At 71.9% G+C, this 16977-nt stretch carries 13 protein-coding genes; 6 read left to right on the top strand and 7 right to left on the bottom strand.

Going from position 1 to position 16977, the window contains the following annotated elements; all coding sequences use genetic code 11:
* Window positions 1-192 precede the first annotated feature (192 nt).
* The 4 genes from ACMW4R_RS04170 (at window position 193) to ACMW4R_RS04185 (ending at window position 3983) form a co-directional block, all read left to right on the top strand.
* Complete coding sequence (locus ACMW4R_RS04170; RefSeq protein ID WP_418299240.1) at window positions 193-1422, top strand: pyridoxal-phosphate-dependent aminotransferase family protein; 1230 nt, start codon at window positions 193-195, stop codon at window positions 1420-1422.
* Window positions 1419-2696, top strand: a complete 1278-nt coding sequence (locus ACMW4R_RS04175) for an allantoate amidohydrolase (RefSeq protein WP_418299241.1) — start codon at window positions 1419-1421, stop codon at window positions 2694-2696. The genes ACMW4R_RS04170 and ACMW4R_RS04175 overlap by 4 nt, the downstream gene beginning before the upstream one ends.
* Before the next feature lie 72 nt (window positions 2697-2768).
* Window positions 2769-3623 carry a PhzF family phenazine biosynthesis protein gene (locus ACMW4R_RS04180; protein ID WP_418299242.1) on the top strand — a complete coding sequence of 285 codons (855 nt, stop codon included), beginning with the start codon at window positions 2769-2771 and terminating at the stop codon, window positions 3621-3623.
* 72 nt (window positions 3624-3695) lie between these two features.
* On the top strand, window positions 3696-3983 hold the full coding sequence (locus tag ACMW4R_RS04185; RefSeq protein ID WP_418299243.1) for a hypothetical protein: 288 nt from the start codon (window positions 3696-3698) through the stop codon (window positions 3981-3983).
* 22 nt (window positions 3984-4005) lie between these two features.
* Here ACMW4R_RS04185 and ACMW4R_RS04190 read toward each other — a convergent pair whose 3' ends face one another.
* Window positions 4006-4890 (bottom strand): hypothetical protein, encoded by an 885-nt coding sequence (locus ACMW4R_RS04190; RefSeq protein ID WP_418299244.1) that lies wholly within the window; start codon window positions 4888-4890, stop codon window positions 4006-4008.
* A gap of 216 nt (window positions 4891-5106) precedes the next feature.
* Between ACMW4R_RS04190 and ACMW4R_RS04195 the strand changes: the two genes are divergently transcribed.
* Window positions 5107-5976 carry a helix-turn-helix domain-containing protein gene (locus ACMW4R_RS04195; RefSeq protein ID WP_418299245.1) on the top strand — a complete coding sequence of 290 codons (870 nt, stop codon included), beginning with the start codon at window positions 5107-5109 and terminating at the stop codon, window positions 5974-5976.
* 332 nt (window positions 5977-6308) lie between these two features.
* Here ACMW4R_RS04195 and ACMW4R_RS04200 read toward each other — a convergent pair whose 3' ends face one another.
* From ACMW4R_RS04200 to ACMW4R_RS04210, 3 genes are all read right to left on the bottom strand, one after another.
* Window positions 6309-9164 (bottom strand): molybdopterin-dependent oxidoreductase, encoded by a 2856-nt coding sequence (locus ACMW4R_RS04200; RefSeq protein ID WP_418299246.1) that lies wholly within the window; start codon window positions 9162-9164, stop codon window positions 6309-6311.
* A 145-nt stretch (window positions 9165-9309) separates the two neighbouring features.
* Window positions 9310-10143 (bottom strand): FAD binding domain-containing protein, encoded by an 834-nt coding sequence (locus tag ACMW4R_RS04205; RefSeq protein WP_418299247.1) that lies wholly within the window; start codon window positions 10141-10143, stop codon window positions 9310-9312.
* Between the two features lies 1 nt (window position 10144).
* On the bottom strand, window positions 10145-10759 hold the full coding sequence (locus tag ACMW4R_RS04210) for a pyridoxamine 5'-phosphate oxidase family protein (protein WP_418299248.1): 615 nt from the start codon (window positions 10757-10759) through the stop codon (window positions 10145-10147).
* Between the two features lie 107 nt (window positions 10760-10866).
* Between ACMW4R_RS04210 and ACMW4R_RS04215 the strand changes: the two genes are divergently transcribed.
* The gene (locus tag ACMW4R_RS04215) at window positions 10867-11889 is read left to right on the top strand and encodes a methylenetetrahydrofolate reductase C-terminal domain-containing protein (protein ID WP_418299249.1); all 1023 of its coding nucleotides are present in this window, start codon (window positions 10867-10869) and stop codon (window positions 11887-11889) included.
* A gap of 220 nt (window positions 11890-12109) precedes the next feature.
* Here ACMW4R_RS04215 and ACMW4R_RS04220 read toward each other — a convergent pair whose 3' ends face one another.
* From ACMW4R_RS04220 to ACMW4R_RS04230, 3 genes are read right to left on the bottom strand one after another with little or no spacing between them, the layout of a single operon-like run.
* Window positions 12110-13993, bottom strand: a complete 1884-nt coding sequence (locus tag ACMW4R_RS04220) for an FAD/NAD(P)-binding protein (protein WP_418299250.1) — start codon at window positions 13991-13993, stop codon at window positions 12110-12112.
* Between the two features lie 5 nt (window positions 13994-13998).
* Window positions 13999-15348, bottom strand: coding sequence for an NtaA/DmoA family FMN-dependent monooxygenase (locus ACMW4R_RS04225; protein ID WP_418299251.1), 1350 nt, complete (start codon window positions 15346-15348; stop codon window positions 13999-14001).
* Window positions 15345-16550, bottom strand: coding sequence for an LLM class flavin-dependent oxidoreductase (locus tag ACMW4R_RS04230; RefSeq protein ID WP_418299252.1), 1206 nt, complete (start codon window positions 16548-16550; stop codon window positions 15345-15347). The genes ACMW4R_RS04225 and ACMW4R_RS04230 overlap by 4 nt, the downstream gene beginning before the upstream one ends.
* Window positions 16551-16977 lie beyond the last annotated feature (427 nt).

The following is a 16977-nucleotide window of genomic DNA, read 5'->3' on the forward strand; positions in this document are numbered from 1 at the left end:
AACGACCCGGACTCGGCGCCCCGGCTCCTCGCTCGGCGCTGGCGCGGCGCACCGAGCGAAACTCCTGAGATTCACGCGCCACCTCGCCATGAGACCGGTGCAGGCGGCCTCCGCGGCCGAATTCTCAGGAGTTCGGCCCGCCGGCTCGCTCGCGCCGCTTCACCCCGCCCACCCCCGCACCACGGAGTCCCGATGACCCACCTCCCCGGCCCGATCGACCCGCCCGCCCGCCTGCTGATGGGCCCGGGCCCCATCTCGGCGTACCCGAGCGTGCTGCGCGCGATGGGGGCGCCGCTCGTCGGGCAGTACGACCCGTTCATGACCGCGACGATGAACGAGACGCAAGAGCTCTACCGCCAGGTCTGGGGCACCGCGAACGACGCGACCCTGCTCATCGACGGCACGAGCCGCGCCGGCATCGAGGCCGCGATGGTCTCGCTCATCCGCCCCGGCGACCGCGTGCTCGTGCCCGTCTTCGGCCGCTTCGGGCACCTCCTCGCAGAGATCGCCGAGCGCGCGCTCGCCGAGGTCCACACGATCGAGGTGCCGTGGGGCCAGGTGTTCCCCGTCTCGACAATTCGCGAGGCCGTCGAGCGCGTGAAGCCGCACCTCGTCGCGTGCGTGCAGGGCGACACGTCGACCACGATGCTCCAGCCGCTCGACGAGATCGGCGAGATCTGCCGCGCCCACGGCGCCCTGTTCTACACCGACGCCACGGCCTCGCTCGGTGGCAACCCGTTCGAGATGGATGCCTGGGGCCTGGATGCCGCGACCGCGGGCCTGCAGAAGTGCCTCGGCGGACCCTCGGGCTCGGCGCCGATCAGCCTCTCCGACCGCGCTGTCGAGGTGGTGCGCTCGCGTGCCCGCGTCGAGGCGGGGATCAGGGAAGAGGGGGATGCCGTGGCATCCGACTTCATCCGTTCGAACTACTTCGACCTCGCGATGATCCTCGACTACTGGGGACCGCGGCGCCTCAACCACCACACCGAGGCGACCACGATGCTCTACGGCGCGCGCGAGTGCGCCCGTGTGCTGCTGCTCGAGGGCCGCGACGAGGTGATCGCGCGGCACCAGCTGCACGGCGACGCGATGCTCGCCGGCGTCGAGGGCCTCGGCCTCACCGTCTTCGGCGACGTCGCGCACAAGATGACGAACGTGGTCGCGGTCGAGATTCCGGATGCCGTCGTCGGCGACGCGGTGCGCAGCGAACTGTTGAGCGACTTCGGGATCGAGATCGGCACGTCGTTCGGCCCGCTGCACGGGCGCGTCTGGCGCATCGGCACGATGGGCTACAACGCGCGCAAGGACGCCGTGCTCACCACCCTCGCCGCCCTCGAGACGGTGCTCCGCCGCCATGGCGCGTCGGTCGCCGCGGGCGGTGGCGTCGAGGCCGCGCAGGGCGTGTACGGGTCCGCCGGATGAAGACGCGGCTCCAGGTCGAGCCCGAGCGCATCGCCGCGGCCGCGCGGCGCGTGATGGGGCGGTGCGAAGAGCTCGCGCGGGTCTCGTCGATGACCGACGGCATCGAGCGCGTCTACCTCTCGCCCGAGCACGCCCGCGTGAACCGCCTCGCGGCCGAGTGGATGCGCGAGCTCGGCATGTCCACCCGGCAAGACGCGGCGGGCAACCAGGTCGGTCGCCTCGCCCCCGCCGCAGACCGCGATGCCCCCGCCCTGCTGATGGGTTCGCACCTCGACACGGTTCCGGATGCCGGTCGCTTCGACGGCATCGTGGGTGTGCTGATGGCGCTCGAGGTCGTGCGGCTCCTCCGCCGCGTCGACGACGAGGGGATGGCATCCAGTCCCTTTCCGTTCGCGCTCGAGGTGATCGCGTTCTCGGACGAAGAGGGCACGCGCTTCGGCAAGGCGCTGCTGGGCTCGTCGGCCGTGGCCGGCCGGTGGGATCCCGCCTGGTGGGACCTGACGGATGCCGACGGCTCGACGCTGCGTGAGGCATTCCGCGAGTTCGGTCTCGACCCGGGTCGCATCGGCGAGGCCGCGCGGCGGCCCGACCAGCTCGTCGGGTATCTCGAGGCGCACATCGAGCAGGGCCCCGAGCTCGACCGGGCGGGGTTGCCGCTCGCGGCGGTGTCGTCGATCGCGTCGGCGCGGCGGTTCCAGCTGGTCGTCGAGGGCGAGGCGCGGCACGCCGGTGGGACGCCGTATGACATGCGCCGCGACGCGCTCCTCGGGGCGAGCGAGGCGGCACTCGCGGTGGAGCGCATCTGCCGCGCCGAGCACCACATCGTCGGCACAGTTGGGCAGCTGGAGGCGTTTCCGGGAGCGGTGAACGTCGTGCCCGGTGAGGCGGTGTTCTCACTCGACCTGCGCGGCGAGTTCGACGAGACCCGCGACCACACGTGGGATCAGATCTCGGCGGAACTGGATGCCATCATGGGCCGCCGCGGCCTGCGCTGGCGGTCACGCGAGGTGCACTCCGCGCCGGCGGTGTTCTGCGAGCCGCTGCTGCAGGACGTCGTGCGCGCGGGTATCGGTGGTGAGGCCCCGACCTTGTTCAGTCGCGCCGGTCACGACGCGATGGCGATCGGGGCCATCACCGGGGTGGGGATGCTGTTCCTCCGCAACCCCGACGGGATCAGTCACCACCCCGACGAGGCCGTCTCCTCCGCCGACGTCGCGGCGGGGATCCGGGCACTCGCCGAGGCGGTGCTGGGGTTGGGGGCGGAGCGGCGCTGAACCTAGGCGACCAGTCCACGAACCCGCGACTGGTCTCCTCCCGTGCCGGGCGCGGTCGGCGAGAATCGTCGCATGACCGAGCCCCCTGGCATCCTGCAGCTGCTCGCTTTCGCCGAAGTTCCGGGCGGCGGCAACCCCGCGGGTGTGGTCCTGGATGCCACGGCCCTCGACGACACCGAGATGCAGCGCATCGCGACCGACCTGGGGCACCCCGAGACGGCGTTCGTGACGGAGCGCGACGGGCGGCGGCTGCGCGTGCGCTACTTTTCGCCCGGCGCGGAGGTTCCGTTCTGCGGACACGCGACGATCGCCACGGCGGTGGCGCTCGCCGAGGCCGAGGGCGTCGGCCCGTTCACGTTCGACACGGCCGCCGGGCCCGTCGAGGTGGTCACGACGGCCGAGGGCGCGCGGATCGTCGCGGGCTTCACGAGCGTCGAACCTCACGTGGACGACCTCGACGACGACACCGCCGACCGTATCCTCGCTCTTCTCGGCCTGACGCGTGATGACCTGGATTCCCGGATGCCACTCGCCCAAGCCTTCGCGGGCAACGTGCACCCGGTGGTTGCGGTGGCCTCCCGGGATAGGTTCGATGAGTTCGGCTTCGACCCCGCGGCGCTGCGCGCCCTGATGGACGAGCGGGACTGGCGGGGGACCGTCATCGTCGTCCACGTGGGCGGTGAGGTGGCGGACGGTCTCGTCGCCGAGGCGCGCAACCTCTTCCCGGTCGGCGACATCACGGAGGATCCCGCGACCGGGTCCGCCGCCGCGTCGCTGGGCGCGTATCTGCGCGATCGGGTGGGTGTGCCGGCACCGTTCGGGTTCACGGTGCGTCAGGGGAAGCACGTGGGGCGGCCGAGTGTGCTGGGGGTCGAGGTCCCAGTGGTGGGTGGTGTGTCGGTGCGGGGTGAGGCGACGCGGCTTTAGGTCGCTTCACGGACGGGGAATGAAGACCGTGGCGGCCTTGTGTGGCGGTCTTCCCGCTAGCGTCCGGCGGAGTTGCCGGGGTGGGCGCGGCATCCGCTGGCGTGCCCGCAGGGTGCACTCCGCGCCCGCGGTGTTTGCGAGCCGCTGCTGCAGGACGTCGTTCGGGCGGGTATCGGTGGGGAGGCCCCGACCCTGTTCAGTCGCGCCGGTCACGACGCGATGGCGATCGGGGCCGTCACGGGGGTGGGGATGCTGTTCCTCCGCAACCCCGACGGGATCAGTCACCACCCCGACGAGGCCGTCTCCTCCGTCGATATCGCGGCGGGGATCCGGGCACTCGCCGAGGCGGTGCTGGGTTAGGGGGCTGAGCGGAGTCGTGTGCTTAGCACGCCGGTGCGCTGGTGAACTCGATGACGTACTGTCCGTATTCGTCTATTCCGCCGACTGCTTTCGAAACGCCTGTTGCTACCTTCCCGTTGTTTGCCCAGTAGAGGTCGCCGGCGGGAGAGAGGAAGCCGATTCCGCCGACGGGCGTTGATCCGTTGGGGACGCTTGTGAAGTCTGCGATTCCTGAGTTGCCGTTTTTGTTGTGGGAGTAGCGGTGTACAGACCCGTCGTTCGAACTGGTGAACTCGATGACGTACTGTCCGTATTCGTCTATTCCGCCGACTGCTTTCGAAACGCCTGTTGCCACCTTCCCGTTGTTTGCCCAGTAGAGGTCGCCGGCGGGAGAGAGGAAGCCGATTCCGCCGACGGGCGTTGATCCGTTGGGGACGCTTGTGAAGTCTGCGATTCCTGAGTTGCCGTTTTTGTTGTGGAAGTAGCGGTGCGCAGAGCCGATCGCGGGTGCGGAAAGCGAGGAGGAGGCAACCGCTGAGTTGCTCGATGTCGCGGACGCGACCGCGCTTCCTCCCGAGCTCGGAACGTTGATCGTCGGCAGATTCACACGCCCATCCGCCCCGCTCACTTGCGTGTTCGTCGTTGTGTCGTCGGAGAACTTGTACCCATTGCTCAGCGTCGTGGTTACGCTCTTCCCCGCGGTAGCGACGTTGTTCACCGTCACCGTGACGTACGCGCCGGTGATCGTGCCGCAGGCCGTGCCGTTGTAGGTCGACTTGTCGAAGGCGAGAACCGGCGCGTTCGAAGCCGCGGCCATCGGCGTGATGGTCGCCGCGGCGATGACCGGAAGCGTCCAAGCAGCGCCGGTGAGGACGGTGCGGCGGGTCGGGGAAAGAGCGGGAGCGTTCTGCTCGATGTCGTGCGTCATCAGGGACCTTTCGGGATGGGTTGCCGCCACCCTGTCGAGGCAGGCGCGCGTGCGCCAAACGTGAGTTGTCATCGTCGCCACAGGTGAGGACGGGACGGTGGTTTCGGCATCCGGGATCGAGAGGGAGTGAACGTGAGGGTGAACGGGTCGGGGGGTGGCGGAGGGACCGGTGGGGCGCCGGAGAGGCTGAAAGAACACCCCTGAGATCGGAGCCGCATGACCCGAACCCTGCGTACCGAGGGGAGCGCGGTCGTCGAATGGTTCGCTCAGCGCTCGTTCGTCGCGACGCCCGTCGGCTCGGGCCCATCAGCGCTCGTCGTCGATGAGGTGGAGGTCGCGGGGGTGGCGGTCCGTCGCCTGTGGCATACCCCGCTCACGATCGAGCCGACACCGGGGCTTCGGAACGGCTCCACGCTCGTCCTCCAGGCCGAAGGCACCGTCGCGCTGAGCTTCGTGGGCGGCCACATGTCAGATCTCGACGCCGGTGACGCGCTCGTCTATCCCGAGACGGTGCTGTCCTGCGTGACGGCCACGCAGCCGAGTGCGCGCATCGAGATCGTCTCGGCGCACCGACTGCTCGATGAACCCACGTCGCTGCCCGGCGCCGATGATGGGCCGGCGTGGAGGGCTCTGGCATCCACCGTCAATGCGATCCTGAACGGCGACCATCGCGTGAGCATCGCCGTCGAGTCGGCCCTCGGCCATGCGATCGAGAGTCTGTGCGCGGCGCTCGTCGCGGGGCGGGCGGGAGCGGATGCCGACGGCTCGGCGGTGCGATCTGCTCAGGCCACGTTCGCCGCCGCCACACGGATCCTCATCGAGCGAGCCGAAGACCCGCTCTTCACCGTCGAAGAACTCGCCGATGCCCTGCGCGTGTCGCGGCAGTACCTCTCTCGCGTGTTCGCGCGGCGAGGGAGCACGCCGAGCGCCGCCCTCCGCGCGCGGCGCCTCGAGCTCGCCGACGCCCTCGTGGGGAGCGGCTTCCCGATCGCCGAGATCGCTCGTCGCTCCGGCTTCGCTTCCGCGCGGGCTCTGTCACGGGCGCGGCGGGAACGCGATTCGCGAGTTGCGGAGTCATGGGAGTGAGCGGGAACGTCGTGGCAGGAGGCGCGGCGCGGGCCCGTGGCATCCAGGTCTCGAAGACGACTGTGCCGATCCAGAGCAGCGCCTGATGTCCCACTTCGTGCAGAAATCGGCCTCGCCACCTGCACAAAGTGGGACATGCCTGGTGGGGGCGCGGCGGGCGTTAGCGCTGAGGGGCAGCGCCGCGTCGCGTGTCCCACTTTGTGCATGGCTGAGCCGCCGAAATCGCACAAAGAGGGACACGCAACCTCGCGCTGAGCGACGTGGCGTCTCACGCGACGCCGCGCTGCGCTACCCGGCGGCGCGCGCAACGCCTCACCGCACCGGCCGCAGCCTCACTCCCCGCCCGCCAACCTCCACACGCGGTCGCGCGAGAACGGCAGCTCGTAGCCGCGGCGACCGAGCGCGCGCGAGACCGCGTTGCCGATCGCGGCGCCGACCGGGTTGTACGGCGACTCGCTCATCGACTTCGCGCCGAAGGGGCCCAGGGTGTCATCGGTCTCGGCGAAGTACACCTCGGTGTCGGGGACGTCGGCGAACTGCGGCACGCGATACGTGCGGAACACCGGGTTCTGCACCACGCCGTCCTCGAGGTACACCTCTTCGTACAGCGCGCCGCCGAGGGCCTGAGCGGCCCCGCCCTCGATCTGCCCGCGGCACTGCGCGGGGTTGATCACGACGCCGGCGTCGGCGGACTGGACCGACTGCAGCACTCGCACCGTCCCCGTCTCGGGGTCGACGGCCACCCGCACGGCGTGCACGTTGAACGCGAGCGACCGTACCTCGCCGAACTCCGCGCCGTCGGCGGTGAGACCCTGCTCGTCACGCATCGTCGCGGGCGCGGCATCCACGATCCGTTTCCACGAGACGATCTCGTCTCCGGCGAGGATTCCGGATGCCACGACCTCGGCGGACGCGGCATCCCCTCCGGCGAGCTCCGCGGCGATGTCGATCATGCGTCGCCGCAGAGCCGTACAGGCGCCGAACAGGGCCTTGCCCGCGACGACCGTGCCGGCCGAGGCGAAAGCGCCGGTGTCGTGGCGGACGGCGTCGGTGTCGGCGGCCCAGAGCTCCAGCCGGTCCGGCGAGGCGTCCAGCACCGTCGCGGCGATCTGCCGGTGCACCGTCGAGGTGCCGTTGCCGAACTCGGCGGTGCCGACGCGCAGCAGGAACGTGCCGTCGGGGCGGAGGGTCGCGGTCGTGTGCGCGATGTGCCCGCGCGGGGCCATCGTCGCGATCATCGCGGCGGCCATTCCCTCGCCGACGGCCCACCCCTTCGGGGCCTCGACGCCGTTGCCCCGGCGCAGCGCGTCCTGTGCGAGGTCGAGGCACTGGTCGAGGCCGTAGCTGCCCCAGATCAGGTCTTCCTCGTACTTCTCGTCGTCGTCGGGGTGGAGGGGGTCGCCCTCCTTGACGGCATTGATGCGGCGGAGGTCGAACGGGTCGATCCCCAGCTTCTCGGCGAGGGCGTCCATCGCCGACTCGACACCGAAGACCACCTGCCCGAGCCCGTAGCCGCGGAACGCACCCGACGGCGGGTTGTTCGTATACACCGCTTCGGCATCGATCCACTTCGTCGGCACCCGGTACAGCGTCGTGGACTCGGCGCACGAGTGGAACAGCACGCCGATCGCGTGGTTGCCGTACGCGCCGGTGTCGCTCAGGACGTCGATCTTCATCGCGGTGAGGGTGCCGTCGGCATCCGCCCCGAGGGTGACCCGCACGCGCATCGGGTGCCGGAGCGACGCCCGAACGAACTGGTCGGTGCGCGAGAACTCGTATGCCACCGGACGACCGAGCTTCAGCACGGCGAGGGCCGTGAGATCTTCGGTGAAGAGCTCCTGCTTGCCGCCGAAGCCGCCGCCGACGCGCGCCGCGAAGACGCGGATGCGGTCGCGCTCGAGCCCGAAGATGTGCGCGAGCTCGTTGCGGGCGAGGAACGGCACCTGCGTCGACGAACGGATCACGAGACGGCCGTCGTCGTCGAGCCAGCCGACGGCGCCGTGCGTCTCGAGGGCCGCGTGCGTGACGCGGGCCGAGGTCCATTCACCGGAGACGGTGGCGTGACTCGCGGCCAGCGCCGCGTCGATGTCGCCGCCGTGGCCGGTGTGGAATCCGGCGACGACGTTGCGTCCGGCATCCATCACCCGCTCCTCGGGCGTGCGGTCGGGGTGCAGCAGCGGAGCGCCCGGGGTTCGTGCCTCTTCGGGGTCGAAGACCGCGGGGAGCACGTCGTAGACGACGCGGACGGCGCGGCAGCCGGCATCCGCCGCCTCCGCCGACTCGCCGACGACCGCGGCGACCCGCTGGCCGACGTGGCGCACGACGTCGTCGAGCATCCGCGTGTCGTCGGGGTCGTCGGTGCGGTGCTCGTGACGACCCGTGGAGTAGCGGATGTCGGGGACGTCCTCGTGCGTGAACACCGCGACGACGCCGGGGACGGCGAGGGCCGCCGCGGTGTCGATCGCGACGATCCGCGCGTGGGCGTGCGGAGAGGTGACGACGCGCAGCACGAGCGGCGGGCCGCCGGGCACGGGCTCGTCGAAAGTGAACGGCTCGCGACCCTGCACGATGCGCCGCGCGGCCTCGGGGATGGTCGAGGAGCCGATCCGGCCGCTCGTTGCGTCTGCGCGTGGTTCACCTGCATGACCCGTGGGGCAGGAGTGGTCCGGTGGGGCGGCGGGGAGGGCGTGATGGGCGTCGGTCATGCATCCGGACCGCTCTGCTTGCGCGGCACCGGCGCCGGTCTCGCGCACGGGCCCCAGGACAGACTCGCGGATCGCCGCGCGGATCGGGCGGTAGCCCGTGCAACGGCAGAGGTTGCCCTTCATGCGCCGGTCGAGGTCGGGAAGGTCGGCGGCGGTCAGGGTCGAGGCCGTGACGCTCATCCCCGGCGTGCAGAACCCGCACTGGAAGCCGAAGCCCGACGCCAGGGCCTCCTGCACGGGGTGCAGCTCGTCGCCGGGCGCGAGGCCCGCGGCGGTCGTGATAGCGCGCCCCTCGAGACGCATCGCCGGGATGATGCACGAGTGCGTCGGCTCCCCGTCGAGCAGCACCGAGCACGCGCCGCAGTCGCCCGCGTCGCAGCCCTTCTTCACCTCGACGTGGCCCGTCTCGCGCAGCAGTGTGCGCGCACTCTGACCGGGGCGGGGCTCGGCGTCGACCGGCTCCCCGTTGACCTGGAACTTCACGCGGTGCCCTCCCGTTGCGCCCCGACCGGGCGCCCTGCGTGCCGTGCTCCGGAAGAAGCCGGCCGAATCCGCCAGGGGCAGACCGCGGTGCGCGCCGCGGCGCCCGGCGTTCCGGAGCGCGGGACAGTCATCAGGCGTGCCGCGCTCACGCGGTGCCCTCCGCGAGATCGCGGGCGAACGCCGCGCGCAGCCGCTCGGCGAGCACGACGCTCACGCCGCGCCGCCAGTCGGCGCTGCCCAGCGGGTCGGTGTAGAAGTCGGTCGCGGAGGCCACGGCATCCCGAAGCTCTCCGGCACCCGGAACGCGGGCGAATCTCAGGACGCGCGGACGTCGGACGGCGGCGGTGACGACGAAGACCGCCGAACCGTCCGGATCGACGCGCGCGGTCACGACAGCCCCGGACCGGCCGAGCTCGGCGAGCGCGATCTTCTGCAGTCCGACGCGCGAGCGCAGCGCGTGCATCGGGATGTCGAGGGCGCGCACCACCTCGCCCGGGGCGAGAGAGGTTGCCTGGTTGTCGATCACGAGGTCGGCCACCGCGATCACGCGCTCGCCGCCGTCGGGGGTCCAGATGAGCGCCGTGGCATCCAGGGTCGAGAGCATCGCGATCATCGCGCCGGCTGCGAAGGCCTGGCAGACGTTGCCTCCGACGGTCGCGGTGTTCCAGATCTTGAACGACGCGAGGAGGGCATCGGCGGACGGGCGGGCCAGGGCGAGCGAGGTCCATTCGGCGGGGGCCTCGGTCTCGGCCCAGGCGAGAAGGCGGGCGATCGTGCAGGTCGCGCCGATGCGCAGGCCGTCGGGCGTGATCTCGACGTCGGGCCAGCCGAGGGTCGTGAGGTCGACGAACCCGGTCGTCGTCGGTTGCGGCTCGCTCATCAGCCAGGTGCCGCCCGCCATGACGACCTCGCCCGGCGCGAGCGCGAGATCGGCGCGCGTGCGCGCGGGGCGGAACGAGGTGACGGTGGTGATGTCCATCTCAGCCCGCCAGGATCCGACCCGACCAGCGGCCGTCGGCGAGCGTGTAGTGCTGGCGCGTGCTCTGTCCGATCGGGTCGCCACGCCAGAACGTCAGGGTGACGGGGCGCAGGCGGAAACCGACCCAGCGCGGAGGCGGATCGAGCGTCGGGTGCGCGGCATCGAACTCGGCCCACAGGTGCTGGCGGGCCGCGGTGTCGAGCTGGGCGTTCTCGCGCGTGTTCAGCCACGCCAGCAGCTGCAGGTAGCGCGAGCGCTGGGCGTACACGGCCGCGGCCTCCGCGGGGGTCACGCGCTCGACGATTCCCCGCACGACGAGCTGGCGCCCGACCTCGGGCCATGCCACCGCCACTGCGGCCACCGGGTTCGCGACGATCTCGGCGACCTTCGCGCTCGCCTCATCGGTGTGGAAGGTCAGGCCCGCGGCATCCCTGTCGCTGACGAGCACATGGCGGAGGGACGGGATGCCGTCGAGCCCGATCGTCGAGAGGGCGGCAAGGGGGCGCAGCTCGCTGTCGTGCGACGGCAGCCACCGGACCATGAGCGCGATCGGGTCGGCGACGAGCTCGTCGGTGACGTCGACATCGGAACCGAAGGTGGTGCCGGCCGTGATCATGGGTCCTCCCGGGTGCTGGGGTTATCGCCGAGCGTAGGGACGCCGCGTTTCGGCGATGTTGCCACCACGAACATTCGCTGAAACACGCGGTCCCTACACTCGCGGCCATGAGCTCGCTGCCCCTCATCGACGCGTGCCCCAAGCGCATGGAATACGGCCCGTGCGGGGGTGTCGGCTTCGACGGCGCGTGCGAGATCGACGCGGCCCACCGCTGCGCGTTCCTCCCCCGCCCGACCGTGCCGTGGACCGGCGTCGACCGCACGACCCCGGTGAGCCCCGGCCCGCGCACCGCAGCGGCGGCGGACACCCTGACCTCCCTCGACACGCGCCCGTGGGTCGTGGCCGACCTGCCGGCGCGCGCGTTGAGCGTGGCATCCATCGACGCCTGCGCCGCCGTCCTCGCGGGAGAAGTGGATGCCGTCCTCGCCGGCGACGCGGGAAGCGCGCGCGTGCAGTTCCCTCCCGCCTATCGCGCGCACCTGTTGCAGCGACGGGGGCTGCGCGTGTGGACGGGGCTGAACATGCGCGACCGCAACCGCGTCGCGATCGAGGGGGAGCTCGCGGCGCTCGCCGTGGAAGGCGTGGCCGGGGTCCACTGCGTCACGGGCGACCACACTCAGACGGGACACCGGCCCGACGCCGCCCCCGTGTTCGACCTCGACTCGACCGAGGCCACGGCGCTCGCGCGCGCAGCGGGGCACGTCGTGTCGGTCGCCGGGTCGCCCGCGGCCCCGCCTGTGGAGCGCCGCGCCGCGCGATTGCGCGAGAAGCTGCGCGCGGGCGCCGACGTGTGCTTCGTCAATCACGCGGGCGGCGCGGCGCCGGTGCGGCGGTTCATCGACGAGGTGGGGGAGCCGGTGCGGTACATCCCGTGCGTCCCGGTGGTGGTGGATCACGCCTCGGCCGCTCTGCTCGAGTCGTTCACGACGCTCGTGCTGCCGGACGGGTTCCTCGCGCGGGTTCGTTCGGCACGGGAACCGCGGGCCGAGGGGATCGCGCTGGCGGTCGCGCTGGCCGAGGAGATGCTCGCGCTCCCCGGGGTCGTGGGCGTGAATCTCTCCGGCGGTCGCGAGGGCGCCGAGGAGTCGTTCGCCGAGGCGATGGCGGAGGTCGCGCGGCGTCTGCGGTGAGTGGCGCGGCCGCCGTGCTGCGTGTGAGGCGTCCCGCGGGCGCGCGCTCGCCAGGTTGAGTGTCCAAGACACCCGGACGTCGAAAAAATTCGTCCGGGTGTTTTGGACACTCAATGTTGGTACGGCGCCGACCCGAGGGGAGCGTCCGCGGGGGCGGAGCGGGCACGGCGCACGGGACGGGCGCCGCGGCGCCGCACGCCGTGTCAGCGCGGCGCGGGCGTCAGCGCGAGAACGCCCAGCGCCGCTCGGACACCGCGGCCACCGCCTCGGACACCGCGCCCGCGACGCGGTCGGTGTGCCGGAGTGACAGGGCATTGGAGCGCGGGCGGGTGAACGCCCCGGCCTCCATGCCCGAGGTGAAGGGGCCGATGGCGAAGAGCGTCGCGTGCGGGATGCCGTTGCGTGAGACGACGCGTCCGTCGGCGTCGGTGTCGATGCGGCCGAGCGAACCCGTGAAGGTCTCGTCGGCGACGTGCACCTCGCGGCCGTGCCGCGTCGCCAGTTCGCGCAAGGCCGCGTTGTCGCTCGAGGCCGCCTCGGCGCTCGGGAGCCACGCGTCGAGGAGCGCGCCCGCGCGAACCTCTCCCGGAACCCGCGGAGAGGATGCCACGAACCGCCCGTCGTCGACGCGAACCGCGATCTCGGGTCCGAGGAACCGCACGATCCCGGCATCCGCGAGCGCGCCGATCTCTTCGAGGCGATGGGCCGGCGGCCCCGACGCGACGTAGCTGAAGAAGGTGTGCCACGTCACGGGGAGATCGATCGCGCGCGACCGCGCGCCCCACCGCTCGGCGGGGATCTCGGACACCGCGAGGAACGACTGCAGGATCGTGAGGAACAGCGCCTGCGCGGTGCTGCGTTCGGGGGTCGTGCGCAGATGCAGGTCGTCCACGATGTGCTGGCGGACGCGGCGGTGCACCTCGGCGGCATCCGCGAACGCCTCGTGGCCGAGAGGCACATCGAGCGCGGGGACGTCGAAACGGTCCAGCGGGTCGGGGACGACCTCCGCGACCGCGCGCCGCAGGGCTGCCGTGTCACCGTCCACGGCGCTCAGCGTCTCGCGGAAGACGCCCCACGCGACCAGGACCCGCTCGGGGTGCCCCGTGAACAGCTCGCGGTAGTGCCCCCACACGAGCTCGCGGGCGATCAGCGGCCATACGTCGTCGAGGAAGTCGATCGTGCCGGGACGCGCCAACAGGTCCGCGATCGCGGCGGGGGTGAGCACCTCGCGCGCGGGAGGGTCGCCCCTCAGCTCCGACGACACCTTCGAGCGGTACGGCACGCCGCGGCGCGAGCCGAGGTGCAGACGCGGTTCCCGCCCCGAGGGCTCGTACCGCACGCGTCCCTCCGGCGTTCGGACGAACCGGCCGCCGCGTCCCTCGGCCAGCAGCACGACGGCATCCACCGCCGCCAGTCCCATGCCGCGCACGATGACGTCGTCGCCCGCACCGAGCACAGAGAGGTCGGCGTCGGCGGTGAACGACGGCGGCACGTAGGTCAGGCCCGCGTCCGCGGCCGCGGTGATCAACGCGCGGGTCTCGCCGTCGGGGTCGCGTCCGTTGTGCCCGAGCGCGTACACGACGATGTCGGCGGGAAGACGGATGCCATCGGCCAACGCCACCTCGTACCCCTCGGTCGTGTCATCGACCCACTGCACGATTCCGCGGTGCTCGTGCACCTCGACCCCGGGTGGCGCGATCGCGACCGTGCGTCGCCAGAACCAGTCGAGGTAGACGCTCTGGAGGCGGCGCGTGGGGAAGCTGTCTCCGCGCAGCGTCAGGAGCTCGGCATCCAGATCCGGATCGTCGATCGCGACATCGGGGAGGGTCCCGGCGCGGACGCGCTCGGCCCACTCGATGAGCGACGGCCCGGAACGCACCGGCCCCGAGATCGTGCATGTCTCGTCGGTGAACACGGTCACGTCGCGCGCCATCGAGTTGAGCTTCAGCAGCGGCGACTGATCGCGGCGCCAGATGCGTCCGGCCCCCGGCGGGTGCGGGTCGACGAGCGTGATGTGCAGGCGCGGACTGGCCGCGCGGGTCCGGCGGGCGAGCAGGCGCTCGACCAGCATCACCGCGCGCGGGCCGGCCCCCACGATGACCACCCGGATCATCGCACGGCGGGAGTGAGGACGGGCGGCAGGCCCAGCAGATCGTGCAGCGTCGCCCCGTCGTCGTACGAGCGGCGGTACGAGCCGCGCTCCTGCAGCAGCGGCACGACCCGGTCGGCGAACTCGTCGAGGCCGTGCGGGGTGACGTGTCCGACGACGGTGAACCCGTCGGTCGCGCGCTCCTGCACGTAGCGGTCGATCTCGGATGCCACGTGCTCCGGCGTCCCGACGAAGGTGTGCTTCGCGGTCAGACGGATCACGAGCTCCCGGATGCTGAGGTTCTCTGCGGCCGCCTGCTCGCGCAGCTGCCCGACGCGCGCGCGGATCGCGGCGTGGCGGCCGGCGAAGCCCTGCGCGGTCTCGACGCCGGTGTCGGGCTCGACGTCGGGGAGCGGACCCTCGGGGTCGTACCCGCTGAGGTCGCGGTTCCAGATCTGCTCGAGGTAGGTGATCGCGGTCTGCGGGCGCACCTGGGCGAGGGCGATCTCGCGCGAGCGTTCGCGGGCCTCGTCGGCGGTGTCACCGAGCACGAAGGTGGCTGCCGGGAGGATCTTGAGCGAATCCTCGTCGCGGCCGTGCGCCGCGAGGCGGCCCTTCACATCGCGGTAGAACTGCTGCGCGTCGGCGAACTCGGTGTGCAGCGAGAAGATGACGTCGGCGTGCTCCGTGGCGAAGTCGCGGCCGTCGGGGGAGTCCCCGGCCTGCACGATCACGGGTCTCCCCTGCGGGGAGCGCGGAACGTCGAACACCGCGTCGACGTCGAACAGACGGGACTCGTGCCGGACCCGCTCGATCGCGTCGTCGCGGAGGAACGCCCCGGTCTCGGCATCCGCCACGATCGCGTCGTCGCGCCACGACGACCAGAGCGCCTTCGACAGCGCCGCGAACTCCGACGCCCGCACGTACCGGTCGGCGTGGTCGAGGTAGCCCCCGCGGCGGAAGTTCGCGCCGTGGAACGCGTCGGAGCTGGTCACGGCGTTCCACCCAGCCCGGCCGTTCGACAGCAGGTCGAGCGTGCCGAGCTGACGGGCGAGCTCGTACGGCTCGTTGAAGGTCGTGTTGAGCGTTCCGACGAGCCCGATGTGTTCGGTGACCGCCGCGAGTGCGGTGAGGATCGCGAGGGTGTTCGGGCGCCCGGCGACGTCGAGGTCGTGCAGCTGCCCGCGGTGCTCCCGCAGGCGCAGGCCCTCGGCGAGGAAGAGGTAGTCGAAGAAACCGCGCTCGGCCGTGCGGGCGAAGTACTCGAACGACGAGAAGTCGATCTGGCTCCCCGCGCTCGGGTCGGTCCAGACGGTTGTGTTGTTCACACCCGGGAAGTGGGCGGCGAGGTGGATCTGACGGCCGGTCATGCGCCGACCTCCTGACGGGCGTAGCGGCTGGCGAGACGGGGGAGTCCGACGCGTTCGCGCAGCGTCGGTGCGCCGTCGTCGGGGAGCAGGATGCCGGCGGCCGCCGCGCGCGGCACGACCCGCTCGGCGATCGCGTCGAGGTCGGCGGGCAGGCGCGCGGGGCGCAGACGGACGCCGTCGGCCCCGGCCTCGGCGAGGGCGCGGATCTCGTCCACGACGTCGTCGGCGGTGCCGACCACGACCCGGGCGTCGGTGGTGAGCGGGGAGCGGTCCTGGAGGCGGTTCCAGACCGCCTCGGCCTCCCGGCGTGTGTCCTCCACGAGGATCAGGAGGTCGGCGAACACGCGCAGCGGCTCGTCGAGCGTGCGCACCTCGTCCGCGGCATCCGCCAGTTCGTTCAGGATGCCGCCGACCGCCGCCGCATCCGCGGGTGTGACGAAGACGAGGTCGGCGTGCTCCGCGGCGAAACGGTACGGGATCGTCTGGTGCGCGAGGGCGGTGATGAGCGGCTGGCCCTGCGGGGAGCGCGGCACGATCGAGGCGCCCGTGATCGAGAAGAACTCGCCCTCGAACTCGACGTTGTGCACGCGCTCCCGGTCGAGGAACTTCCCGGTCTCGAGGTCGCGCACGATCGCGTCGTCCTCCCACGAGTCGGCGAGACGCCGGATGACCTCGGCCACTTCGCCGGCCTCGCGGAACGCCGCGAGCAGCGCGGGGTCGGCTTCGACGCGACCGGATGCCGGGATCCCGGTCGGTCCGTCGGCGCGGCGCCCGAAGTTCGCGCGCTCCTGCGGCGTCGAGCCCGCGACGAGGCGGACACCCGCGCGGCCCCGGCTGGCGTGGTCGAGGGTCTGGAGTCCGGTGGCGAGATGGAACGGTTCGGGATGCGCGGTGGTCGCGGTCGGCACGAGACCCAGGCGACGCGTGACCGGGGCCAGGAATGACGCCAACAGCACCGCGTCGAGGCGGCCCCGCACGCGGTCGCGCCGGGTCTCGGCATCCGGCTCGAAGGATCGCCCGCCCAGGCTCAGGGCGTCCTCGATGGTCGCGAAGAGGAGCCCGGCGCCGTCGGCCGTGCGGGCGAGGTCACGCCAGTAGGCGGGCGTCGTGAGCTCGGTGGGGCGCGCGGTGGACTCGCGCCACGCGGCCGGGTGCCAGCCGGCGCCGTCCAGGGCGACGGCGAGGTGGATGCGGTCGGGCATCGGGACTCCTTCGCAGCGGGCCGGTCCCGCCGAAACGCCCACTGTGCCGCCGGTGCCGCGTCGGCACAATCGCGTCCGTAACGCAGCGCCGCGAGGCGTCATTGTTACGGCGGTTCGGTGTCCGCGCCGGGCGTTGAGTGTCCAAGACACCCGGACACCGCGTGCCGCATGTCGCGCGCCCGGCGTTGAGTGTCCAGAACACCCGGACGCCGCAGAAATTCGTCCGGGTGTTTTGGACACTCGGCGTGCATGGCGCAGCGAGGGGCGGCGAGGCGGGGGCGGCGGCGCGGGCGTCGTGTCCGCGCCCGGCGTTGAGTGTCCAGAACACCCGGACTCCGCGAAAATTCGTCCGGGTGTTTTGGACACTCGGCGTGCATCGCGCAGCGAGGGAGGTGCGGGCGCGGAAGGGTAGCCCGGGCCGCCTGCG

The sequence above is a fragment of the Microbacterium sp. S1037 genome (assembly GCF_048381605.1).
Taxonomy (GTDB): Bacteria; Actinomycetota; Actinomycetes; order Actinomycetales; family Microbacteriaceae; genus Microbacterium; species Microbacterium testaceum_B.